At 69.0% G+C, this 22,404-nt stretch carries 20 protein-coding genes and 3 tRNA genes; 8 read left to right on the forward strand and 15 right to left on the reverse strand.

Translation table 11 applies throughout. From position 1 onward, the window contains the following. The first annotated feature begins 87 nt into the window (after nt 1-87). Entirely contained in the window at nt 88-450 is a 363-nt protein-coding gene (locus NDI86_RS08020) for an SHOCT domain-containing protein (RefSeq protein ID WP_310899895.1), read from the forward strand. A gap of 1 nt (nt 451) precedes the next feature. Here the strand turns inward: NDI86_RS08020 and NDI86_RS08025 are convergent, their stop codons facing one another. The 3 genes from NDI86_RS08025 to NDI86_RS08035 form a co-directional block, all read right to left on the reverse strand. Further along, nucleotides 452-2,230 carry an ArnT family glycosyltransferase gene (locus NDI86_RS08025; protein WP_310899896.1) on the reverse strand — a complete coding sequence of 593 codons (1,779 nt, stop codon included), beginning with the start codon at nt 2,228-2,230 and terminating at the stop codon, nt 452-454. Nucleotides 2,231-2,342: 112 nt separating this feature from the next. Then, nucleotides 2,343-3,167, reverse strand: a complete 825-nt coding sequence (locus tag NDI86_RS08030; RefSeq protein WP_310899897.1) for a DUF7537 family lipoprotein — start codon at nt 3,165-3,167, stop codon at nt 2,343-2,345. Nucleotides 3,168-3,486: 319 nt separating this feature from the next. Further along, nucleotides 3,487-3,559 (reverse strand) — tRNA-Arg (locus tag NDI86_RS08035). Between the two features lie 134 nt (nt 3,560-3,693). Here NDI86_RS08035 and NDI86_RS08040 point away from each other — a divergent pair. The 4 genes from NDI86_RS08040 to NDI86_RS08055 all read left to right on the forward strand — a co-directional run bounded on the left by NDI86_RS08040 (nt 3,694) and on the right by NDI86_RS08055 (nt 7,248). Beyond that, nucleotides 3,694-4,179: a hypothetical protein gene (locus NDI86_RS08040; RefSeq protein WP_310899898.1), complete on the forward strand. Its 486-nt coding sequence runs from the start codon at nt 3,694-3,696 to the stop codon at nt 4,177-4,179. Between the two features lie 126 nt (nt 4,180-4,305). Next, nucleotides 4,306-5,748 carry a single-stranded DNA binding protein gene (locus NDI86_RS08045; protein ID WP_310899899.1) on the forward strand — a complete coding sequence of 481 codons (1,443 nt, stop codon included), beginning with the start codon at nt 4,306-4,308 and terminating at the stop codon, nt 5,746-5,748. A 54-nt stretch (nt 5,749-5,802) separates the two neighbouring features. Next, on the forward strand, nt 5,803-6,240 hold the full coding sequence (locus NDI86_RS08050) for a histone (RefSeq protein WP_310899900.1): 438 nt from the start codon (nt 5,803-5,805) through the stop codon (nt 6,238-6,240). Further along, nucleotides 6,241-7,248: a histone deacetylase family protein gene (locus NDI86_RS08055; RefSeq protein WP_310899901.1), complete on the forward strand. Its 1,008-nt coding sequence runs from the start codon at nt 6,241-6,243 to the stop codon at nt 7,246-7,248. Here NDI86_RS08055 and cca read toward each other — a convergent pair. After that, nucleotides 7,227-8,684 (reverse strand): CCA tRNA nucleotidyltransferase, encoded by a 1,458-nt coding sequence (cca, locus tag NDI86_RS08060; protein WP_310899902.1) that lies wholly within the window; start codon nt 8,682-8,684, stop codon nt 7,227-7,229. The two genes, NDI86_RS08055 and cca, sit on opposite strands and share 22 nt — an antisense overlap. A gap of 93 nt (nt 8,685-8,777) precedes the next feature. Between cca and NDI86_RS08065 the strand changes: the two genes are divergently transcribed. The 3 genes from NDI86_RS08065 to NDI86_RS08075 all read left to right on the forward strand — a co-directional run bounded on the left by NDI86_RS08065 (nt 8,778) and on the right by NDI86_RS08075 (nt 10,806). Beyond that, nucleotides 8,778-8,850 (forward strand) — tRNA-Asn (locus NDI86_RS08065). A 314-nt stretch (nt 8,851-9,164) separates the two neighbouring features. Further along, nucleotides 9,165-9,239: transfer RNA gene (locus NDI86_RS08070), tRNA-Ile, on the forward strand. A 325-nt stretch (nt 9,240-9,564) separates the two neighbouring features. Beyond that, nucleotides 9,565-10,806: a hypothetical protein gene (locus tag NDI86_RS08075; protein WP_417936251.1), complete on the forward strand. Its 1,242-nt coding sequence runs from the start codon at nt 9,565-9,567 to the stop codon at nt 10,804-10,806. Between the two features lie 27 nt (nt 10,807-10,833). Here the strand turns inward: NDI86_RS08075 and NDI86_RS08080 are convergent, their stop codons facing one another. From NDI86_RS08080 to NDI86_RS08130, 11 genes are all read right to left on the reverse strand, one after another. Beyond that, a complete protein-coding gene (locus tag NDI86_RS08080) occupies nt 10,834-11,697 on the reverse strand; it encodes an SDR family oxidoreductase (protein ID WP_310899904.1) in 864 nt (287 codons plus the stop codon). A gap of 108 nt (nt 11,698-11,805) precedes the next feature. Beyond that, nucleotides 11,806-13,041 carry a P-loop NTPase gene (locus NDI86_RS08085; protein ID WP_310899905.1) on the reverse strand — a complete coding sequence of 412 codons (1,236 nt, stop codon included), beginning with the start codon at nt 13,039-13,041 and terminating at the stop codon, nt 11,806-11,808. Further along, complete coding sequence (locus NDI86_RS08090) at nt 13,038-13,889, reverse strand: HEAT repeat domain-containing protein (RefSeq protein WP_310899906.1); 852 nt, start codon at nt 13,887-13,889, stop codon at nt 13,038-13,040. The genes NDI86_RS08085 and NDI86_RS08090 overlap by 4 nt, the downstream gene beginning before the upstream one ends. Continuing rightward, entirely contained in the window at nt 13,886-14,710 is an 825-nt protein-coding gene (locus NDI86_RS08095; protein WP_310899907.1) for a DUF8068 family protein, read from the reverse strand. Before NDI86_RS08095 ends, NDI86_RS08090 begins: the two co-directional genes overlap by 4 nt. Then, nucleotides 14,707-15,375: a molecular chaperone TorD family protein gene (locus NDI86_RS08100; RefSeq protein ID WP_310899908.1), complete on the reverse strand. Its 669-nt coding sequence runs from the start codon at nt 15,373-15,375 to the stop codon at nt 14,707-14,709. Before NDI86_RS08100 ends, NDI86_RS08095 begins: the two co-directional genes overlap by 4 nt. Continuing rightward, on the reverse strand, nt 15,375-16,196 hold the full coding sequence (locus NDI86_RS08105) for an ethylbenzene dehydrogenase-related protein (protein WP_310899909.1): 822 nt from the start codon (nt 16,194-16,196) through the stop codon (nt 15,375-15,377). Before NDI86_RS08105 ends, NDI86_RS08100 begins: the two co-directional genes overlap by 1 nt. Next, nucleotides 16,189-17,280: a nitrate reductase subunit beta gene (gene narH, locus NDI86_RS08110; RefSeq protein ID WP_310899910.1), complete on the reverse strand. Its 1,092-nt coding sequence runs from the start codon at nt 17,278-17,280 to the stop codon at nt 16,189-16,191. Before narH ends, NDI86_RS08105 begins: the two co-directional genes overlap by 8 nt. After that, a complete protein-coding gene (gene narG, locus NDI86_RS08115) occupies nt 17,277-20,192 on the reverse strand; it encodes a nitrate reductase subunit alpha (RefSeq protein ID WP_310899911.1) in 2,916 nt (971 codons plus the stop codon). Before narG ends, narH begins: the two co-directional genes overlap by 4 nt. Next, the gene (locus NDI86_RS08120; protein WP_310899912.1) at nt 20,185-20,367 is read right to left on the reverse strand and encodes a DUF8120 family protein; all 183 of its coding nucleotides are present in this window, start codon (nt 20,365-20,367) and stop codon (nt 20,185-20,187) included. The genes narG and NDI86_RS08120 overlap by 8 nt, the downstream gene beginning before the upstream one ends. After that, nucleotides 20,360-21,733 (reverse strand): cytochrome b, encoded by a 1,374-nt coding sequence (locus NDI86_RS08125; protein WP_310899913.1) that lies wholly within the window; start codon nt 21,731-21,733, stop codon nt 20,360-20,362. Before NDI86_RS08125 ends, NDI86_RS08120 begins: the two co-directional genes overlap by 8 nt. Continuing rightward, the gene (locus NDI86_RS08130; protein ID WP_310899914.1) at nt 21,733-22,404 is read right to left on the reverse strand and encodes a QcrA and Rieske domain-containing protein; all 672 of its coding nucleotides are present in this window, start codon (nt 22,402-22,404) and stop codon (nt 21,733-21,735) included. The genes NDI86_RS08125 and NDI86_RS08130 overlap by 1 nt, the downstream gene beginning before the upstream one ends.

Below are 22,404 nucleotides of genomic sequence, written 5' to 3' on the forward strand. Positions count from 1 at the left end.
AGCCGGCCGTCCCGACTCTCGGCGGCCGTCCCTCCTCCGCCCGCGACTCGGGCAAAGACATATCGACCCGCGCTCTCACCATCCACTATGGCCGAGGACGAGGACGACGAACTCGAAACCGTCGTCGCCGGCGCCGTCACGATGCTGACGCTCACCGTCGCCTTCGGACTCATGTTCGCCGGCGTCCCCTACTTCTGGGTCGCCTTCCCCGTCGGTTTCGGCGGATTGCTCCCGATGGCGCTCGCCGCGACGCGGCGCTACCGGCGCCGACGGGACGGGGACAGCCGACCCGCAAGCGACGAGGACGACGCCCTGGCGACGCTGCGGGAGCGCTACGCCCGCGGCGACCTCACCGACGCGGAGTTCGAACGGCAGGTAGAGCGGCTACTGGAGACGGAGGATTCGGCCACGGCTCGCGAGCGAGTCGACCACGAGCGAGAGGCCGAGTGAGCTAGAACGGGTGTCCGTGGGGGCTGGTACAGCGCTCGGTGCGCTGTAAGACGAGCGTGTACTGGTTGGCCCGCAGTTCCTGCTCGTCGGCGAACTGGTCGGTCTGGGGGACGACGCCGTAGCGCAGCAGGTCCGTGTAGTCGCCGGGGGTCGCCCGCTGGGGGACGAAGTTGGGCGGCCGCTCGCCGAACTCCGCGACGATTTGGTAGTCGGTCTCCTCCTCGACCAGCGAGCGGATGTACTCGCGCTGTGACTCGCCGTTGCGGTAGTAGGTGCCCGGCTTCAGGTAGAGGAGGTCCCGGTAGCCCAACTGGATGTACTCGGGACAGGGGTTCGTCTCCGCGCGCGTCTCGAACCGGTGATTGATGTCCATCTGTCGTGGCACCGCGGTGTCCTGGAGGTTCACGCGGTACACCTCCACCGTGGCGTCCTCGTCGGCGTTTTCGACCAGCCACTCCTCGGCTTCGTCTCTGGGCATCGACGCGAAGCCGACGGTGCCCATCCCGGCGTATATCGCCGTCGTCACCAGCAAGAGGGCCATCACCGGGCGGGCGACGGCGGGATTCCACTCGCGCAGGTCCCGCAGCGCGTTCGCTACCAGCAGCGCCAGCAGCGGGAAGGTTGGGAGGAGGTGGTGGACCCGGAAGTCGTGCCACTGGGAGAACAGCCCGACGTAGAGGCCGAGCACGACGAGCACGAGCGCGATGCCGTATCGGCTCTCGCGGCGCTTGCGAAGCCCCGCGACGCTGGCGAGGACACCGGCGACCGACGCGAAAAACAGCGGGAGCCCCAGCCCGCTGAAATAGCCCCGGAGGAACCACCACGTGATGGGGGCGTCCGGCCCCGTCGGCCAACTCATCCGCGAGGTCGACCCGCCGAAGATGCGCGCCACTATCTGGTCGAACCCGCCCATCACGAACGTCGGGAAACCGACCAGTATCGTCACCAGCCCGACGGCCGCACCGATGACGAGCAGCCGCGGAGCGAGCAGCGTCCGCAGGGTATCCTCGGTCTTCAGCGCCCGGAGGAGGTGGGCGACGCCGACGGCGAGGATCACGGGCGCGGCGGTGAGTTTAAACGCGATGGCGGCTCCGCCACAGGCCGCGCCGACGTAGAAGGGGAGCCGCTCGCCGCTGCGGACGTAGACGTAGAGGAAGTTCAAGGCGAGCAGGACGAAAAACAGCGCCGGCATGTCCTCGCCCCCCTCGTGGGCGATGGTGAGAAAGCCGAAAGTGAGCGTGAGGACGGTCGCGGCCAGTCGCCCGGTCAACCGGTCGACGACGGCGGTACCGAGCCGGTAGGTCAGGTAGACCGACCCCACGGCGAAGGCGACGTTGAACAGCCGCACGAAGGCCAGACTCCAGGTCCACACCCAGCCCGGGGTCCCGGTCCAGAGGTTGTAGTAGCCAAACGCCGGGTTGGGGTAGCCGATAGACGTGAAGATGTCCCCGCGGCCGGTCACCAGCGCGACGACGACGACCGGCAGCATAGCCAGCGCGAACAGGTACAGCGTCGCGCCGAACGGGACCCGACTCCACGTTACGCCGTTCTGTAGCGACTCGACGCTCGGGTCGGCCAGCACCCTGCCGTAGGGGACCATCGCGTCTATCAGCCGGTCCTTCTCGTCCCGCGTCGCGAAGTTCGGCAGGCGGTGGAAGAACCAGAAACTCGTCAGCAAGGTCGCCGCGACCATCACGTAGGGGAGGAACGGGTCGGCGCGGAAGTCCTCGCGGACCTGCGACCGCACCCGGTCGAACGACTCTCGCCCGGGACCAACCATACCTCCACTAACCCCCAGGGGCGACAAAAGTCGTCTGGTCTCCGGTTGCCCCCGTCACTCGGCGGAACCTCACGGACGGCGTCCCGCTTCGAAGGAATCGACCCGCCCGCGACTACGGCGCCTGCGACTCGTCGACCCAGCCGGGCGTATCGACCGTGATGTCATCGTAGCCAAACGAGACGTCGCTGCCTATGGTGCCGTCCGGTGTCTCTATCTGCACGTTTACCGAGTGAACTCGACCGTCGGTACCGATGACCATCCGGCCGTCGACCGACTGTACCGCGCTCTGTTGGGACCCGGTTTCGAAGTTCGGGTCCTCGTTCAGCGCGGTCTGGTTCAGCGAATCGCTCTCGAACACGAGCGCACTCTCGCCGTCGACCGTCGTCGTTCCGGTCTCCTCCCACTCGACGAGGTCGACGTACAGGAGGGCCCGGATAACAGTGAACTCCGCACTGATGCTTACCCCGGTGCCGACGTAACTATCCGGTCCGCCGTACTCCACGTTCCCGGTGGTGCCGTTCCGGTAGGCCACGTAGTCGTCCGTGGTGTACAGCGACGCCGTCCCCGTCGACGGCCGCGTGTATTCGACGAGTTCCGCACCGGCGGTCTCGTTTCTGATGAGCACGTCGGTCTGTTGGCTCCCGTTGTACACTGTCGCCTCGGTCACGGTCGCGTTGTCGAGCGGGTTACTGTTGGCTGCCGCCGACTGCGGCGTCGGCTCGCCCGGCCCCGACCCGGTATCGGTCTCGTCCCCGTCCGCTGTCGGGGTGCTCGTCGGCTCCATCGGCGTGTCCATCGAACCGCCGTCCGTCGGCGTCCCGCTGGCTGACGCGTCGGTCCCGGACTCTTCGGTCGGTGACGCCGCGCCGCCCCCACCGCCGCTACAGCCGGCGAGGAGTATCACCACGGCAACCACTACCACTGTCGCTTTTCTCATGAAGATGTCATCAACATGATATCGTAAATAATCTTTGGCCGTTGGGGCACAAGATAAATTCACGATGGAGGGTAAATTTTCCCGTTCGCGCCCCTCGTGGTGTACAGAACCGACCGTAGTGAACGACGTGACCGTCCAGCGAGATTTGAACCGAGGCGGGACGGTCGCTCCCTGCTCGCGGTTCCACCGCTCGCTTTCGAGGCGCTCCGGTCGTCGCGCCTCGCACCGCTCGCGCTGCGACTCGCGTGTTCAAATCTCCGTGAGAAGTGACGCCGACGCAGCCGCCTCGCTGTCGCTCGGCGGTTTGCGTCGGCAGAAACGTCCGGACGGAGATTTGAACTCCGGTCCCTGGCTCCGCAAGCCAAGAGGATAGTCCACTACCCTACCCGGACTCATGTTGAGGGAGGGTGGTCGGTATGAAAAGGGTGACGGTTCGACCCCCGCCACGCGAGGGGTGCCCACACCACGCTCAAAGGTCCCTTTGACCCACCGAAAGGCCCTTTCTTTCAGGGAGATATCGGTGACTATGAACAGACGGACCCTCCTCGGAACCGTCGCTACGACCGGTATCGTCGCCCTCACGGGCTGTCTCTCGGACGGCAGCGGTGGCGGGACGCCGAGCGATACGGCCACGGCTACGGATACACCGACGCCGACACCGACCCCGACGTTTACCGACTCCGACTTCGAGGTGCTCTCGACACGGGGCGGCACGCAGGTCGACAGCGCGACGGTCACCGTCGACGGCACCGATATAGTCGTCGAGGGAACGGTATGGGGGCGAGACGGCTGTCGGACCGCCGAACTAGCAAGCGTCAACTACAACGCCGACGAACTCACCGTCGCCGTCGCGACGACCCGACGGGCGGACGCCGGCGAGGCGTGTACGCAGGGTGTCGTCGAAATCGACTACCGGGCGACGGTCGAATTCGACGACGCGGCCCCGGGAACCGTCGTCGTCACGCACGACCGCGGCGACGGCGCCGAGACGGTCGTGAATACCTCGCCGTAGGTTTATATACGGGGGCGCGGCCACCCCGTCGCATGGCGAGTTCGAGGACGGAACCGAGAGACGGCAGCGGGCCGCTGGACCAACGACAACGCTTAAGCGCGCCCCATCCCTGCGTCCCATAGATAGATGGGCTCGATAGCAGATATCTACGCGGACCTGGAGACCGACGTCTCCGAGGAGGAGTTTCGCGAGGCCGTCGAAGAGAAGGTCGAACAGATGGGTGGCCTCGCCGACGAGGAGACCGCGGCGATGTTGTTGGCCCACGAACTGAACGAGGGGGAAGTCGAGACCATCGCTGACATCGAACCGGGGATGGACGAGGTGAAGTTCATCGCGAAGGTGATGGCCATCGGCGACCTGAAGACGTTCGAGCGGGACGGCGAGGACGAGGACGGCCGCGTCATCAACGTCGAGGCGGCCGACGAGACCGCGAGCGTCCGACTGGCCTTCTGGGACGGTCAGGCCGTCGACATCGACGACGGGATGCTTTCGGTCGGCGACGTGTTGCGCGTGAAAGGGCGACCGAAGGACGGCTACAACGGACTGGAGGTCTCGGTCGACAAGGCCGAACAGGACGACGACGCCACCATCGACGTCGAACCCGGCGACGGCTCGACCGTCGATGCGCTGACGATGGGCCAGTCCGACGTGACCCTGCGCGGACTCGTGCTCGACACCGACAGCGTCCGCACCTTCGACCGCGACGACGGCAGCGAGGGGAAGGTGTCGAACCTGACGCTGGGCGACGAGACCGGCCGCGTGCGCGTGACGATGTGGGACGACCGGGCCGACCGCGCGACCGAAATCGAGGCCGGCACCGCCGTCGAGGTGGTCGACGGCTACGTCCGCGAGCGCGACGGCGCGCTGGAACTGCACGTCGGGGACGACGGCGCCGTCGACGAGATAGACGAGGCCGTCGACTTCCAGCCCGACGCCGACCCCATCGACGGCGTCGAGCTAGACCAGACCGTCGACATCGCCGGCGTCGTCCGCTCGGCCGACCCCGTCCGCACGTTCGACCGCGACGACGGCAGCGAGGGACAAGTGCGCAACATCCGCATCCAGGACGCCACCGGCGACATCCGCGTGGCGCTGTGGGGCGAGAAGGCCGACAAGGACATCCAGCCCGGCGACGAGGTGCTGGCCGCCGACGTGGAGATACAGGACGGCTGGCAGGACGACCTCGAGGCCTCCGCGAGCTGGAACTCGACTATCGTCGTCCTGGGCGACGGCACGGGTCCCGCGCCCACGCCCGAGGAACAGGCCGACGACCAGCACGCGGGGCTGTCCTCGTTCGGCGACGGCGAGGACAGTGGTGGGAGCGACACCGGCGCTGACTCGGCGGCTGCGGCGGGTGCCGACGGCACCTCGACGGCCGACGGCGGCACACAGGCCGCCGAACAGGTGGAGTTCACCGGGACGGTCGTCCAGACCGGCGACCCCGTCGTGCTCGACGACGGCGAGCAGACGATGAGCGTCGAGACGGGCGAGCGCGTCCAGTTAGGCCAGGAAGTCACCGTCCGCGGCGTCGTCGAAGACGGGCGTCTGGACGCCGACGACGTGTTCTGACCGAGAAACGACGCTACGGAAACTCTTAAGACCGCAACACTCCCGTTTGTGGGTATGAGCGTCGAGCTACCGTTCGCGCCCGTCGATGCGGTCATCCGACGGAACGCGGACGGGTTGCGGGTGAGCGCCGGCGCGGCAGAGGAACTGGCACGCCGAATCCAGGACCGGGGCGCCGCGCTCGCCACGACGGCCGCTGAGGAGGCGACGCGGGACGGTCGCAAGACGTTGATGCCGTCCGACTTCGGCGTCGAACGCGTCCCCGACAAGGACGGTCTGGAGCTGCCGGTCGCCCCGGTCGACCGCATCGCCCGCCTCGACATCGACGACGACTACCGCGTCGCGATGGACGCCCGCGTGGCGCTGGCCGACATCCTCGAATCGTTCGCAGACGACGTCGCTGCCGCCGCGGCCGACCTCGCCCGCCACGCCGACCGGCGGACGGTGAAGGCAGCAGACGTCGAGACGTACTTCGAACTCGCCAAGTACTACTGAATGAACTTCGGCTACCGCGAGGTCTGTCTCGACCACGATACCGGCGAGCGCCACCCCGAGAGTCCCGACCGCCTCCGGGCGGTGCGGCGCGCGCTCAAGGAGTGCCACGGCGTCCAGTACGTCGACGCCGACGACGCCGACCTGGACCTCGTCCGAGAGGTCCACGACGCCGACTACGTCGAGGAGTTCCGCGAGTACTGCGCCGACGGCGGCGGTCACTGGGACGCCGACACGGTCGCCGTCGAGGCGACCTGGGACGCCGCGCTCGCCTCGGCGGGGCTGGCCGTCTGGGCGGCCGAGACCGCCGGCGTGGACGTGCGTGACCGCGAGACCCCCTTCGCGCTGGGCCGGCCGCCGGGCCACCACGCCGTCGGCGACGACGCGATGGGCTTCTGTTTCATCAACAACGCCGGCGTGGCCGCCCAGGCCGCCCTGAACCGGGGCGCCGACAGCGTCGCCATCTTCGACTGGGACGTCCACCACGGCAACGGCACGCAGGACATCTTCTACGACCGCGGCGACGTCTTCTACGCCTCCATCCACGAGGACGGGCTGTACCCCGGTACCGGCGAAATCGAGGAGACCGGCGTCGGCGACGGCGAGGGGGCGAACGTCAACGTCGTCTACCAGCCCGGCGCCGACACCGCCGACTACCTGACGGCCATCGACGAGGTCGTCGCACCCGAAATCGAGGCCTTCGACCCCGACCTCCTGCTCGTGAGCGCCGGTTTCGACGCCCACGAACACGACCCCATCTCGCGGATGCAGGTGAGCACGGAGGGGTACGGCGTGATGACCGAGCGGATGGTCGACCTGGCCGAGGGCTGCGAGGCCGGCCTCGCGTTCGTCCTGGAGGGCGGCTACGGCCTCGACACCCTGTCTGATTCGGTCAAGATGGTCCACGAGGTGTTCGACGGCTACCAGCCCGTCGCCCCCGACGACGAGGTGAGCGAGGCGGCCCGCGAGGTGCTCGACGAACTCGCGGCTCAGGGACTGGGCTCGAAGTAATCGGCCAGTTCGACACCGAAGCTATCGGCGAGGCCCGCGATTTCCGCCCCCGCGAGCACCTCGTACCCGTCTTCGAGCGCCGACGCGACGTGTGGACCCAGTCGCACGTCCAGTACGGCGTCGCTGTCGAGGAACGCCCGTGCCGTCCGGAACTCGCGGGGTCGTTCGACCACGTAGCGGTCGCCGTCGATGTACGGGCCCGCGACGTCGGGGTCGTCGGCGTAGGCTTCGTAGAACCCAGTGGCGTGGTCGCGCACGTGGACCGGCGGCCCCTCGTGGCGCTCGACGGCCGGCCGCTCTGCGACCGCCAGTTCGACCAGCAGCGCGGCCGTGCCGCGCTCACGCTGGTCGGTCGCCTCTCCATCGGTCGCGTGCGGGTCGTCACTCCCGCCCGCCCCGTCGGTCGCGTGCGGGTCGTCACTCCCGCCCGCCCCGTCGTCCGCAAGCGCCGTCGCCCGGAACACGTCGAATCCGCGCCGGTCGAGTTCCTCGGTCAGCCCCGCCAGCGACTTGCGGAGCTGGGGCCAGAGCTGGTCCTCGACGACGTCCGGCCTGGCGAAACGCACGGCGACCGGCGTCGTGTCGCGGCGAGCGACGGCAGCCGCGACGGCGTCGGCGTCGTAGGCTGCGGGCTCGCTGGGCTCGAACAGCGACTCGCGCGGGTCGGCCAGTAGCTCCCGCGCGTAGTGTTGCAGCCGTGCGACGTTGTCGGCCGAACAGACCGCAGCGACGTTGCGCTCGGGGTCGGTCGGGTCGACCACGACGAGCGGGTCGTCGAACGCGACGGTCCCGTGGGCTTCGGGGTCCAGTTCCACCGGCGGGTGCCAGTCGGCCGCCGCCTCGACGAACGCCCGGAAGCCGCCGTACTCCACGGTGAGCAGTTCCGTCAGATAGCCCGAGAAACCCCGCGTCCGGAGGTCGCTCCCGTAGACGCCGATGCCCTTCAGGAACTGCTTGGTGACCCGGACCTCCGCCGCGAGGGCGTCGTCCAGCCGCCCCGCCAGATACCGCGTGTGAAACGGCGTCCGGTCGACGGCGGACTGGATGGCCGTCGCCTCGTCGACCGCGTAGCAGGGGACCAGGTCGACGGCGTAGCCGTCTACCTCGCCGACGACGTAGGGGTGTTCGGCGTACTCCTCGTGGCCGTCGGGCAGGACGGCGTGGCCCACGTCCAGCCCGTGCTGCTCCAGTTCCCCACGCTCCAGTCCGGGCGGAAAGGCGACGAAGACGTCCACGTCGCGGTCCCCCGCAGTCCAGGTCCCTCTCGCCGTCGAGCCGACCTGGAGCACCTCGGCCTCGACCGGGAGGTCGGCCACCGCCTCGCGGGCCCGCGCCATCACCGTCGCCGCCGCTCGCTGTAACCGACGCCGCTCTCCGTCGCCGGGCGAGGCCCACTCGCGGACCCGGGAGACCACGGCGTCGAACTCGTCACTCATTGGCCGTGGCTTCACTGAGAGTGCGTGAAAGCGTGTCGATGGCGACCCGAAGCGAAAGCCCTAATTACCAACTCGGATTACCAACGGTTGCGAGCCGCCGTAGCTCAGTTGGTAGAGCACCTGGTTGTTACCCAGGTTGTCCCAGGTTCGAGCCCTGGCGGTGGCGTACTTTTGCTGCGAACAGGACGGTGAGCGTAGCGAACCGTCCACGAGTAGCGATGACGCGATTTAGAAGGGATCGAACACGCAAATCGCAGCCAGCGAGTGAGCGGAGCGAACGAGCAGGATCGTCTCGCACCTGTTCGAGCCCTGGCGGTGGCGTCACGTCCTTCGGAAGTTACGGCCCATCAGACGAAGTCTGATTTCGGCGCTTCACTCGGTTCGCTACCAGACGACCGCGGCGGACTGTGTCGGTCCTCTCCGGACCCCGTCGACGCTGACCCGACAGGCTAAAGACGCGGACCGCAGAAATCCCGGTACGGGCCCTTAGCTTAGTCTGGTTAAAGCGATCGGCTCATAACCGATTGAGCGCTGGTTCAAATCCGGCAGGGCCCACTTCTGAGGCCGACTGCGACGAGCGAAGTGAGGAGACAGCGGCGTCTGTGTGGCAAAACCGGATTTTAACCCTGGAAGCCGAGCGCAGCGAGCCTTCCACCGGTTCACAATCCGGCAGGGCCCACTTGCTGTCGCGAGCACTACCGCGAGCGACGGCACCATTTACCGGGAGTCGACTCGCAAAAGACGAGCGTATCGAGTCCACAGCCGCTTCAAAACATGACACAACGGCTGGACCGTCCCCTCGTCAGAAATAATCCCGGCACGGACAGCCACAGACTCTCGACCCGTCGTTTTCATTAGCGCCGCTCCCATTGCTGTGTCCATGTCGAGCGCGGCGCTGCCGGAACCCCAGGTGCTCGCCCACGCGAAGCGGCGGCTCTTCCCCGAGGACGACCAGTCCGAGACCTACGCCGTCGTGGATACCCAGTTCGCGGGCGGGGAGTGGCTCGCCGGCCAGCCCATCGACGAGGCGGTCAGGGAGGCGCTCGCGCCGTTCAACCACGTCCGCGTGGGCAGTGGCTACCCGGACCTCGTCGGGGTCCGAGCCCTCGAATCGGACCTCCTCGCGGTCGAACGGCTGGGCGAGGACCCGCCCCTCGTCGCCGTCGAGGCGAAGGGCGTCACCGAGCACGGCGGCGTCGACACGCAGCGCGGCATCGTCCAGGCGTACGACCGACTCGGCGAGGCCAACGCCGCCTACGTCGCGGTGCCGGCCGCCGCCGTCACGGGGGCGGACCGCACGCTCGCCAGGGAACTCAACGTCGGGGTCCTCGGGGTCGACGCCTCGGGCCGCGTCGACCCGGTCGAGACACCCCGCGTCGTGGGCAACCGGTCGTCTCCCGAGGCGACGGCGATTCGGTACCAGGCGAGCGCACAGGGGGTCGCCGACAAATCGTTCGGCCTGAACCACCCGAAGAACTACCTGGGCTATCCGCTGGCTCACTACGCCGACGGCTCGACCGAGCAGTTGCTGGCGGACAACGAGGTCGTTCGCGCCGTCGACGACGCCCGTCGCGGCGCGGCGTTTCTGGGCCTTGTGACGGAGGGGGCCGCGGGCGTCGACCTGACGCCGCTCGGCCGGGAGGTCGTCCGATTCGCGAAGGCTCGCTACGGCTCGGTCGAACGCGCGCTGGCAGAGTTCCAGTCGTGGTACCGCTCCTCGCGGTGTTTCTACGACCTCGCGCCCGACTGGGCCGACCTCGCCAGACGCGTCGTCTTCGCGTATCCGGCGACACGGCTGCTGGTCGAGGAGCTACAGACCATGCACGACGACGGCTTCGAGCGGCCGACGCTGGTCGAACTCGTCCGATACCTCCACGAGGTGCATCCGACTTTCGCCGTCGAGGTGTTCCTGCGCGGTGACGAGGACGTCCGGTCGCGTGCGCTCACGGCCGAGGGGGACCTCCGTACGGGGCCGCTCCGGGAGGGGCGAAGTTACCACGCGCCGACGGTCTTCCAGTTGAAGGCGATGCTGTACCACACCGGCATCCTGACCGAGCGCGGGGCCGAGCCGAGCAACCTCGACCCGACGGCGGACGTGTGGGCGCTGCGCGAGCGGGTGTAACTCCGTGACGCTCGCCGCTCTGGATGCTCACTCATAGGTGTGCGTGTATCCCCCGTCGAACAGCAGGTCGCCGCCGTTGAGGTGTCTCGCGTGCGAGGAGAAGCCGAAGACGAAGAGGTTCGCGACCTCGGCGGGTGTCATCATCTCCTTCGTCCTCGCCTGGCCGAGCATCACGTCCTCGACCACTTCGCGCTTGGAGAGACCGCGTTCCGCGGCGGTATCTTCTATCTGGTTCACCATCAGCGGCGTCAGTACGTAGCCGACGCTGACCGAGAAGCCCCGCAGCGTCCCCTCACCCTCCGCCGCGATAGAGCGAGTCAGTCCGGCCAGCCCGTGTTTCGCGGTGATGTAGGCCGCCTTGTCCTTGGTCGCGTAGTGGCCGTGGACCGAGGCCATGTTGCCGATAGCACCGACGCCGTCGTCGGTCGCTTCGATGTGGGGCATCGCCTCCTGAGCCATCTTGAACGGCGCCCGCAGCATGATGTCGAGCAGCAGGTCGTACTTCTCCATCGGGAACTCCGGGATGCCGGCGATGTGTTGCATCCCGGCGATGTTGGCGACGAAGCGCACGTCGCCCTCGTCGGCCGCGGCCTCGACGACGGCCGCCACGTCGCCGTCGTCGGTCAGGTCGGTCTCGACGCCGTGGAAGCGTCCGGACGCGTCGAACCGCTCGGCGATGGCGTTCGTATCGTCAAGCCCCTCGCCGTCGATGTCGGCCCCGACCACGGTCAGCCCGTTGGCCGCGAGCCCCACGGCGGTCGCTCGGCCGATGCCCGATGCTGCACCGGTGACGACGGCGACGTTGTCGGTGTCGAAGTGCGGGTCGTCGATGCGGAGGAAATCGCCCTCGCTTAGCTCTGGCGCCGAGAGCTCCATGTCGGAATCAGCCATTTCGTATCACTCAAGCTGCACGTTCGGCGCCGGGGGTGTTAACTGCACCCGGCTGACGGCATCACGACAGCGGCCCCGCCCGCATCTGGCGGCAGCCACCGGACCGCGTCAGGGCCGTACCGTCTCCAGGACCCAGTCCTCGGGCGTGGCCCGGCGGACCTCGAAGGGGTCGAACGCCTCCCGTGGCGCGTCGGCGAGTCGCCCGAGGAACGCGCCCACGGGCGTCGGGTCCCGGTCGCTGACGAGGGTGAACTCGTCGCCGCTCCCCAGGGCCTGGAAGGCCTCTCGGACCCGCTCCTTGCGCTCGGCGGGCGGGCGCCCGCGGATGTCGACGGCGCTCTCGGGCACCGACACCGTCCCGGCGGTTTCCAGCGCCTCGCTGACGGCCGCGCCGAGGTCGGCCACCGCGGCGGGCACATCACCGGGGCGGGGGGTACCCTGCAGCGACTTGGTGAACGGCACCTCGGCCAGCACCGGCGCGTCGAGGTCGCCCAGCGCGTCCTCGGCGAACAGCGCGTTCGGTTCGCCACAGCAGTCACAGACGTACTCGGCCATGTTGACGACCGTCCCCAGCACCGGGACGCCGTTGTCTCGGAACAGTTCGACGGTGCGGGCGGTGTCGCTGACCGCGGCGTGGAAGGGCGTGGTCACCACGCAGACGCCGTCGACGGGGACCTCTTGCAGGGTCGTCAGCACCACGTCGCCGGTCCCCGGCGGGAGGTCCACCACCAGCACGTCGTCGTTGCGCCAGGCGGTGGTGGCAAAGAGGTCGTCGACGGCGTCGTGGGCCATCGCGCCGCGCCAGGCCAGCGGGGCCCCGTCCTCCATCAGCCCGACGCTCATCACGTCCATCCCGCCGGTCCGGACCGGGAGCGGGTCCCCCTCGTCGCTGGAGTGGATGGGCCCCGACACCTCCAGCAGGCTCGGCACGTTCGGGCCGTGGACATCGGCGTCGAACAGCGCCACGTCGTTCGCTGCGGCGAGCGCACAGGCCAGATTGGCGGCGACCGTCGACTTGCCGACGCCGCCCTTGGCGCTGGCGACCGCGACGACGTGGTCGAACGCCGCGACGCTCGCCCGGTCGGCCGCGGAGGGTGTCGTCCGCTCGACGTGGACCGACTCGACGCCGTCGACGTCGTCGGCCGCCCGGAGCATCGCCTGGACGACCTCGGTGCCGGTGTCGCCGTCGAGCGACGTCAGGTCCGTCTCGATAGTCACGGCGCCGTCGTCGACGGCGATATCCTCGACGAAGCCGGCCTCGAAGACCGAGAGGTCGGCCTGTGGGTCGCGGACGGCCCGGAGCTGTGCTTCGACGCGGTCGGAGAGGGTGTCGTGCTGGCTCATAGCTCTGGCATTCTGTTGAGTCGGTCTTCGCCGGGCAACAGCCGGCTGTCCGTCTCCAGGGCGCCGCCGAACTGCCGGCGGAACCGGCCCGGCTCCGCTTCGAGGGAGCGCTCGGCCGTCTGGCGGACGACGGTTGCGGGGTCGTCGGTCAGCTCGCGGAGCCGCTCGCGGGCCCGGTCGCTGTCGACGCCGGCGAGCATGTGGGCGCCCCACTCCCGCAGCCGTTCGCTGTCGGCCCGGCTCAGCACCAGGAGCGTCTCGGCCATCGACTCGCCCCGCAGCTTGAACAGCGAGATGGCCGCGTTCCGCCGGACGGCGTGGTGATCGTCGGTCTCCAGCGCCGCCTCGATGTCCGCGGCGTGGGCCTCGCGGTCGATGGCGTCCAGCGCCACGAGCGCCTCCGCGCGCACCCACGGGTCGGGGTCGTCGAGCAGTTCGACCGCGACGGCCGCGGCCCGCTCGCCGCCGTGGTCGGCCAGCGCCTCGGCGGCGAACTGGCGGACGTCGCTGTCGTCGTCGGTCGTGGCCGCCCGGGCCAGCCCCGCGACGACGGCGTCTGCCGTCCCCGCGTCCGCGAGAGCCAGGGCGGCCCGCCGGCGGGCGACGTGGTCGCCGTCCCGCAGGTCGGCGAGCAACTCCGCGACCGGCCGTCCGTCCACGGGTTCGGTGTCGGTCGCGGCGAGTTCCTCGGGCGTCGCCTCGCCGATGGTCACGTCCTCGCGGCTCACCTCGATGTCGGAAAGGGCCTCGATGTCGGCGTGGAGCCCGGGACTGCGCTCGGGGTCGAGCTGCGGGTCGGGCTCTTCCCGAAGATGGTTCTCGAACTCGTCGGCCGGCTCCTCGGTCATCGCTCTCCCTCCCACGCGACCAGCGTGACGGCGCCCAGCGCGAACGGGACGGCCCGGGCGACCGTGGCGGGTACGCCGGCACAGGTCACGAGCGCGACGCCGGCGAGTAGGCCCCAGTCGCGACGGCTCAGCGCCGCGCTGGCGGTCGTCACGCTCCCCCCGACGGCGATGGCGACGACCGGGAGCGGGCTCCCGACAGCCCCGACCGCGACGAGCGTGACGGCCCCGGTCGCGAACGGGAGCGCGAGCCCCGTGGCGACCACCACACCGAGGGCCACGCAGCCGGCCACGAACGCCCGGCCGTCGGCGCCAGCGAGGAGCGGCGTCGTGCCCAGCGCCAGCAGCGTCGCCGTCGACGCGACCGGCCGTAGCGGGGCCACGCCCCCGACGCCGCTCGCCAGCGCCAGCCCGAGGGCGGCGAGGAGCCCGCACACGAGCAGCCCCGGCCCGGTCCCGACGCGCTCGCGGGCGGCGACGGCAAACAGCGCGAGTCCGGTCGGAACGGCGACGGCCGCCGGGACCGCGGCCGCGCCGGCTAGCGACAGCAGGCCGAACACGCCGGCAAACAACAGCCCGATGCCGGAAAGCGGGTCGGCCCGGTCCGGCCCCAGGGCCACCAGCGCGGCCCCGCCAGCCGCGGTGGCGGCCACGGAGAGCGTCGACAGCGGTGCCCCGCTAACCGTTCCGGGGGCGTTGACCACCAGCGCGAGGGCGAACCGGCCGGCAACCGCCACCGCGGTGAGCCCGGTCAGCGCGGCGGCCACAATCCGTGCGTCGACCGCGGACTCGCCCGCTCGCAATCGGCCGAGGCGGGTGCTCATCGCTCGCCCTCCCTGGTCGCGAGGTCGGCCCGGTCGGCGCGGACGAGCCCTTCGAGGAACCGGCCGAGCGGGCCGTAGATACCGGTGCCGGGTTCGTCGGCGAGGCGGTCGGCGACACCGGCGGCGAGATGGCCCAGGTGACGGTCCTGAAAGTCCAGCCGGGCGGCCGCGGCGCCCGACCCGACGGTCGCCTCCCGCCGGGCCAGATAGCCGGCGAACTCCAGTTCGTAGGCCAGCGCGTCGTGGTTGTCCCGCTCCTCGCCGTCTATCTCCAGGCCGTAGAAACGGTACGCCCGCGCGAGGTCCAGATTCACGTCGTTCCACGAGGCGTCGGGCCGGTACTTCGACTCGTACAGCGGGACCGGCGGGCCCGAGGCCTCCAGCGAACCGTCGGTCCGGTCGGTGTACTCGCTGTAGCCAAGCTCGAAGATGTCGTTGTAGCGGGCCGCGAGCGTCTCGTAGTCGTCGTCGGTCGTGAGGTCGGGGACGTCGATATCGAGCGTCGTCCGGGCCACGCAGTCCCGCACCTCGCTGTCGAGGCGGCCGTCGGCCGCCGCCGCGTGGAACCGTTCCTCGGGGTAGCGGACGGCTGTCGCGAGGGTCCGGTAGAGGACGCCCCTGGTCCCCGCGTCGCGGTCGAGGTCCTCGGGCACCGCGCCCGTCATCAGTTCCCCCCTCCCGTCCGGGAGACCCCGTAGGCGGTCACGGCCAGCACGGCGACGATGGCGGTACCGGCGACGGCCCACAGCAGCGTCTCGTAGGGCGGTCCCTGCGGTCCGGCGCCGAAGGGGAAGTAGTACCACTCGCTGACGGCCTTCTGGCCGGCCCGCTCGCCGTTCGAGCCGTTCCAGACGGCGAAGGCGACGTCGAGGTCCCGGTCCTCGGGGACGGTCGTCCGGTTCTCGCCGGGGCCGTCGAGTGGCCGGCTGTACTGGACGGTCCACGTGTCGTTGCGGTAGCTGGCGTTTGCCTCGACCGTCGCGTCGGCCATCCGCGTCGTCGAGCCGGCCCCGCCGGCCAGCAGTTCCTGGCCGCCCGTCGCACCGTTCCAGTACCAGACGTTGACGCGGTTGGTCGGTCCGCCCATGGCGATGGGCGGACGGGCGCTGGTGTTTACCGGCATCTCGACGGCGACGGCGTCGGCGAACGCGCGGGTGCTGTTGGCCGCCGTGTCCCGGGTCGCGTCCGCCCACCGTAGCCGGAGGTAGAGCCGGCCGTCGCCGCGGGCCGCCTGCACCCGCACCTGCTCGACGGTGGTGTCGTTGGCGTTCGGGACGCTGCTTGGCGCGCTGGCCAGCGGAACCGTCGCCGTCGGCACGTCCGACCAGCCCGCCGCGTCGGGCCCGCCGAGGTCGCCGCTGGCCGACTGGACCGGTATCTCGTAGGCCGGCCGCGCGTCGGCGGGCGGGACGCTCACCGCCGCCACCGCGACGAGGGCGGCGACGACCAGCCAGGCCACCAGTAGTCCGACTCGGCGCTCAGCCATCCTCGAAGACCTCCAGCCGGTACTGCTGGGCCGGGTTCTTGTCCTGGAGCATCTCCATGAGTTCGCTGTCGCCGCCCTGTTCGACGCGCTGGCGCTCCCGCGAGATGGTGTCGAGCGCTTCGTTGACCCGGTCCCCGAAGAGCTGTTCTAAGTACTGCCGCGGGATGCGGTCGACGTCGACCGTCTCGCCGTCGTCGGTGTGCTGGGGCGGGGCGTAGGGCGGGATGTAGTAGACGTTGGGCTGGGTCCGGAACTCCGGATGCAGCGGCAGGGCCACCTCGTACTCCTCGACGAGCTTGTAGATGGGGCCGTCCTCGTCGTCGAGAAAACCCACCAGCCGGAGTTGTGGCGGACACTCCTCGGCGCAGGCCGGCGCGAACGTCTCGCCCTCGGGGCCTTCGCCCTCGATGCGCGGGTAACAGAAGATGCACTTCTCCGACTGCTTCGTGGCGGTGTTGTAGTACACCTTCTTGTAGGGACACCCCTCGACGCAGTACCGATAGCCGCGACAGCGGTCCTGGTCGACCAGCACGATACCGTCCTCGGCGCGCTTGTACAGCGCCGACCGGGGACAGGCCTCGACACAGGAGGGGTGCGTGCAGTGGTTGCAGATGCGGGGCAGGTAGAAGTAGTAGCTGTTGGGGTACTCCCCGGCGCCCTGGTCCTCGTCCCAGTTGGGGCCCCACTCGGCGCCCTCGCGGGGACGCAGCGGCTCGTCGCTGCCCTCGTACATGATTTCGGAGTGGTTGAACTCCCAGGCGCGGCCGTACTCCTCCTCGCTCGGTATCTCGCCGGTCTCCCGGTCGCTGTGGTCGTCGGACTGCCAGCCACCGCCGGACTCTTCCCAGCCGCGGGGGTACCCCTCGCCGGGCTTGGTCTCGACGTTGTTCCAGTACATGTACTCGCTGCCGCCGTCCTCCGTCCACAGCGACTTGCAGGCGATAGTGCAGGTCTGACAGCCGATACACTTGTTCAGGTCCATCACCATCGCGACCTGGTGGTCGATGCCGTCGGCGACGTTGATACGCGTGTTTTGCTCTCCGTGCCCCTCCGTTCCGCTCTCGGTCTGCTGGTCAGTGCTCATTGTGAGTCATCCTCCGCGAGTCGCACACCGGAAGAGTCGCGCTGCTCCTCTCCCGAGCCCGACTGCCCGTCGGCCAGTCGGACATCCACGTTCACGTCGCTGTTCACCCCGGTCGGCCCCCAGTAGTTCGGCGAGAAGTACAGGTGCCCTTCCTCGTCCTCCGGGTACTGTACCAGTTGCGTGGGCTTCATGTACAGCGGCACCAGCGAGTTGAAGTTCCCCTCGCCGGGGAACTGGAACCGCTCCCAGGCGAAGTACATCCGCGCCGTCCCGGGCTCGCTGGATGGGTAGATTTTGGCCTGGACCTCCACGCTGGCGAGGTCGTTGAACACCTCGACGGTGTCACCGTCCTCGATGCCCCGCTCTTCGGCGTCGTCTGGATGCAGATACACCAGGGGTTCCCCGCGCTGGAGCCGGAGCATCTTCGTGCTGTCCCGCCAGGTCGAGTGGATGGACCACCGGCCGTGGGGGGTGTTGTAGGTCATCGGGTGGTCACCGCCTTTCTCCGGCGGGACCGACTTGTAGGTCGGTAGTTCCTCGCCCAGGTCGAGGAACCAGTCGTGGTCGACGTAGTACTGCTGGCGACCGGTGAAGGTGGGCCAGGGCTCCTTGTCTTGGACGTAGTCCTGCCAGGGGACGTAGGCCTCCCCCTCGTCGATATCGGAGGTCCAGTGGTCCCCGGTTCCGAGCAGCCGCTGGGGCTGTTCGACGGTGTCCTCGAAGGTAATCTGCTCGTCGCTGTCGGGCGGGTTCGACTCCGCGGAGTTCTCGAGGATGAACTCGGCGGCCTCGCGTCCCTCGACGAGGGCCTCGTCCTCGCCGGTCTCCCAGTCACGGACGAAGTCGTCGTACACCGTCGTGAGGTCGATACTCCGGTCGAACTCCCGGTCCTGCACGGGGTCGACACCGCGCTCGCGGGCCCGCTGTTGTATCTTCTCGGCCAGCAACCGGAATATCTCCCAGTCGGTCTTGGCCTCCCCCAGCGGTTCGACGGCCGGCGTAAAGGGGTGGACGTACGTGTGCATGTCCGTCTGCGAGAGGTCGTGTTTCTCGTAGTGGCTGGCCGCCGGCAGGACGATATCCGAAAAGAGCGCCGTCGAGTCCATCCGGAAGTTGACGTCGACCACGAGGTCGAGTTTGGGCCACAGTTGCTCCTCGACGGCGACGTTGCCCTTTGCCTGGTTGAAGTAGTTGCCCCGCCAGACGAACATCGTCGAGGGGTCCGGCCGTGAGCCGTCCTCGCGTTCGTCGGGGTAGACCGGCATCCAGTCCTCGTCGATGGCGGTTTCGACCCGCTCGCGCATCTCCCGGTCGGCGTTGTCCAGTACGTCCGAGTGGTAGTAGGTCCACAGCGTCGTCGGGACCGCGCGCTGGTTCGTACGTGGGAACGAGAGCTGCTTCCAGCCGTTGTAGGTCCATATCTTCTCCTGGCCGACGTAGTGGTCCAGCCCGGTGCCGGGCTCGCCGAGGTTGCCGGTCAGCGTCACGAGCAACTGGATGGCCCGGTTCCCGAGGTCGTTGTGGTAGTAGTCGTTGACGCCCTTCCCGTGGATTATCTTGGCCGCGTCGGCCTCGGCGAACTCCCGGGCGATTCGCTGGTAGGTGTTCTCGCCGACGGTGGTCTCCTCGTGGACGAACTCCGGCGTGTACTGGGCGAGTTCCTCGGTGAGCCGGTCCCAGACGGAGCGGACCTCGACCGGTCCGTCGGCCGTCTCGACGGTCCGCTCGACCCCGAGTTGCGGGTCGAACGCCAGTTCGATGCTCGCCTCGGCGTCGTGCTGGCCGTCGCGGTCACCCAGCGACCCCGGCATCGCCCGCAACTGCCCGTCGGCGTCGACGCCGACGAACACCTTCGCCGCGTCCCTGGCGTCGGTCGCCAGTCCGACCTCGCTCGCCCGCAGGAACTTGGCCGTATCTTCGCGGACGAGCAGCGGCATGTCGGTCTGCTCCTTGAGGTGGGCCTCGTCGTAGAGGCCCTCGGAGACGATGGTCCGGGCCATCCCCAGCGCCAGCGCGGCGTCGGTGCCGCCCTTCGGGGAGAGCCACTCGTCGGTGTGGATGGCTGTCTGGGAGTAGTCGGTGAAGATACCGACCCGCTTGGTGCCGTTGTAGCCCGCGTCGAGGAAGTACTTCGCGTCCGGGATGCGGGTGACGTTGACGTTCGACCCCCACGCGATGAGGTAGTCGGCGTTGTACCAGTCCGCGGACTCGGCGTTGTCCGTCTGGGTGCCCCAGGTGATGGGCTGGCCCGGCGGCAGGTCCGAGTACCACTCGTAGAAGCTGTGCGAGACGCCGCCGACGAGGTTCATCAGCCGGGTGCCACTGGCAAAGGAGACCGGCGACATGGCCGGGATAGGCGTGAACGCGGAGATGGCGTCGTACCGGCCCGCCTGGACCTCGTCGATGACGTGGTCGGCGATCTCGGTCAGGGCCTCGTCCCAGGAGATGCGCTCCCACTGGCCCTCACCGCGCTCGCCGGTGCGCCGGAGCGGATGGAGCACCCGCTGGTCGGCGTTGACGTAGTCGGTGTAGCAGGCCCCCTTCTGACAGCCCCGCGGGTTCGGGTCGGGGAGGTCCTCGTCGAAGGTGGGGTAGTCGCCCGCCTGCTCCTCGCGCCAGACCTGGCCGTCCTTGACGTAGACGTCCCACGAACAGGAGCCGGTGCAGTTGACGCTGTGGGTCGACCGGGAGACGGAGTCCCAGTCCCACTCCTCCCGGTAGAGGTCCTCCCACCCCCGGTAGGGGTACTCACCGATGGGGTCTTCGACCGCTTTGAGCCCCTGCATCCCGTCGTCGGCGAAGGAGAGCCCTATCGCCGAGAACAGGGAGGCGGCGCCGAGTCCCCGGACGAAGTCCCGGCGGCTGATTCGTGAACTGTCCCTCCAGCGGTCGTCGTCGGTGTGTCTACTCATGGCTCAGAAACACGGTCAGGGTTGCGCTAGCGACGCCGGCGACGGCCAGCGCGAGGCCGGTCGGGGTCGACCCGCCGGCCTCGAGTCCGCCGGCCACCAGCGCGACGCCCAGCAGCTTGGTCGTCGTATCGAGGACGCGGTACCGTCGCTTCGGTAGCACTCGTCGGTCAGTCATCGCTCTCGCCTCCCTGTGAGGTCCCCGTCGGGAGACTCTCCGGCGGGGTGTCGGCCCCGCCATCGCGCAGCAGGTAATACGTTATCGCGCCGTACAGCAGCGGTACCCCGAGCAGTGCTGCCGACAGCCACGGGTTGACGACGCTCGTGGTCGTTCCCAGCACCTGCTCGGCGAGAATGTTGTTCATCCCCGCGATGGAGGCTATCATGATGAACGCGACGGCGGCGACGCCCACCGCTGTCTGGCGCGGTCGCTCCAGCGGGTCCGCGGTGAAGTGGGTCGGCTCGGGGACCCGGTCGACGAAGGGCCAGGCGGCGACGGCGGCGAACACGAGTCCCGGCAGGACGATGCCGCCGATGAACTCGCCGCTGACGTGGACCGGCCCGACGGTGAAGCTGGCCCACTGGGGCAGGAGCTTCAGGAACCCGTAGACCCACATCAGGAACCAGTCGGGCATGATGAGCGACGGCGTGCCGGCGGGGTCGTTGGGGCCGTACTCGGCGATGTTGTGGACCGGGAGAAAGCCCGCCAGCGACGACAGCGTCGCGGCCGTCAGGAAGAACACGACCGCCGAGACGGCCGCCTGGTTCGGGAACGCCGGCAGTCCGACGATGACGCTGTCGTCCTCCTGGTCGACGGTCTCCGTGGCTGTCTCGACATCGCCTTCGCGGGGGGCTTCGGTGTGTTTCTGGCGTATCAGGATAGCCATGTGAACCGCCAGACCGACGGCGATGGCGCTGGGGATGACGAGCACGTGCAGGAAGTACAGCCTGGGGATGGTCGCGCTGGAGGGGAACTCGCCCCCGAAGACGACCTGACCCAGGAAGTCCCCTAGCAGGGGGACCGACACCGTGAGGTTGTAGCCGATGCCGGTGGCCGTGGCGGCGAACTCGTCGAACGGCAAGGCGTAGCCGGTGTAGGCCGCGCCCATCGACAGGGCCGCCAGTCCGGTGCCGACGACCCAGTTGGGTTCTCGGGGGTTGCGGTACGACCCCGTGAAGAAGACCCGGAGCATGTGTAACCCGATGGAGGCGACGAACAGGTGCGCCGCCCAGTGGTGGAGCCGCCGGATGAACATCCCGAAGGGGACGTCGTAGGTGATGTGTAACACGGAGACGAACGCCTCGGGCATCTCCTCGCCCTGGTACTCCTGGACGCTGCCGTCGTACGCCACGTCGGAGGTCGACGGCTCGAAGAAAAAGCCCAGGAAGACCCCCGACAGCACCAGCAGGAGGAAACAGAACAGCGCCACCTCCCCCAGCAGGAACGAGTCCTCGGCGGGGAAGGCCTTCCCGAGGAAGTTCTGGGCGCTCTCCACGTCGAGGCGGGTGTCTGCCCAGTCGTACAGCTGTCTGGCGCGGGACATCACTCACCCCCGGGGCCGATGGGCCCCTCGAAGTCGCCCGTCGCCGCCAGGTAGCCGTCGCTGGTCAGCGTAATCGGTAGTTGCGGGAGCGGTCGGCCCGGCGGCCCGCCTCGGACCGCCGCGCCCTGTGTCGGGTCGAACTTCCCGAAGTGACACGGACAGACGAACAGGCCGCCCTCCTCGTTGGACACCATACAGCCGGCGTGGGTACAGACCTTCGAGAACGCGGCGTAGCCGCTGACGGTGAATCCCTGCTTGATGTCGCCGCCGTAGGCGGACTCGGCGTGGCGCACGAGCAGCGTCGGGGCGTCCTCGATGCCCGGCCGCGGTTCGGGGAAGACGGTTATCTGCTCGCCCTCCGAGAGCCGGCTCTCGGAGATGCGTTCGCCCTCGCCGTCGACCAGGTAGACGCCGTCGGAGTAGACGGGCCCCTCGTAACTGCGCTCGAACACCTGGGTGGTGCTTGCAAGCGGCGCGGTGAGGCTGGCGACGGCGGTCAGTCCGCCGACGCTCGCGAGGAACTTCGCGAAGTCACGACGCCGGAGTTCGGCCCGGGCGTCGCTGTACAGGGTCGACGGCGAGGCGTGACCGTCCTCGTCCGTCGTCGAGGTCCGCGAACACTCACAGTCGTCGGTCGTCGCGTCGTCGCCGTCGGCTCTGGGGTACTCCAC

The sequence above is a fragment of the Haloarcula onubensis genome (assembly GCF_031624605.1).
GTDB classification, from domain to species: domain Archaea; phylum Halobacteriota; class Halobacteria; order Halobacteriales; family Haloarculaceae; genus Haloarcula; species Haloarcula onubensis.